Genomic DNA, 859 nt, shown 5'->3' on the forward strand with positions numbered 1-859 from the left:
CAAAATCACCAAACTGCACCGGCAACTCCCCCAAAACCGGCTCCCCACCCCCCACCAACGCCCCATAACACACCGACAACTCACCATTCAACAAACCCACCGACCACCCATCCGCCACACTGTGGTGCGACGTCAGGCAGAGCAGATGCTCCTCTTCGGACAACCGGACCACCCGGGCCCGGAAGAGCGGGCCCGACGTCAGGTCGAAGGGCACGTGCCGTTCCCGGGAGGCCGCCTGCCGGGCCGCCTCCTCCCGCTCCTCGACCGGCAGGACGGAGACGTCCTCGACCGGCAGCGGGAACGACCCCTGTGGGGATAGCAGTTGGTAGGACTCACCGTCCCGGGCCTCGTACGTGGTGTGCAGCACCTCGTGCCGGTCGACCACGATCTCCAGGGACCGGCGCAGCGCCTCGATGTCGAGCCGCCCCCGCAGCCGGTAGAGCAGCGGCAGGTTGTAGGTGGACTGCCCGGGGTCGAGCTGGTCGACGAACCAGAGCGCCTCCTGACCGAACGACAACGGCACGGGCTGGCCCGGCGGGCGCCGCGGGATCCGGTCGGCGTCCGCCGCCTGCTGCGCGGCCCGCCGCCGGATCAGCCGCTCCATCACCCGGGCCCGCTCGCTGGGGGACAGCTCGGTGCTCTGCTTCAGCCGGTCAGCCATGGCGGCCGTCTCCTTCGTCGTCGAGCAACTGGGCCAGGTCGTCCTGGCTCAGATTCGCCAGCACGTTCTCCTCGATGCGGTTGGCGAGGGTGGCGATGTTCGGGGCGGTGTAGAAGTCGCGGACTCCGAGGGTGGTGCCGAAGGCGTTGTTGAGTCGGTTGACGACCCGGATGACCTGGAGGGAGTTGCCGCCGAGGT

2 protein-coding genes are annotated in these 859 nt (G+C 69.0%); both read right to left on the reverse strand.

All coding sequences use genetic code 11. The features are described 5' to 3' along the window. Positions 1-661, reverse strand: a 661-nt coding sequence (locus ABGB05_RS36940; RefSeq protein WP_347658680.1) for a condensation domain-containing protein, incomplete at its 3' end; no start/stop codon positions are given. Further along, positions 654-859, reverse strand: a 206-nt coding sequence (locus ABGB05_RS36945; protein ID WP_347658681.1) for an acyl carrier protein, incomplete at its 5' end; no start/stop codon positions are given. The genes ABGB05_RS36945 and ABGB05_RS36940, both read right to left, overlap by 8 nt.

Origin of the sequence: Plantactinospora sp. B5E13, assembly GCF_039871775.1 — a bacterium.
GTDB lineage: Bacteria > Actinomycetota > Actinomycetes > Mycobacteriales > Micromonosporaceae > Plantactinospora.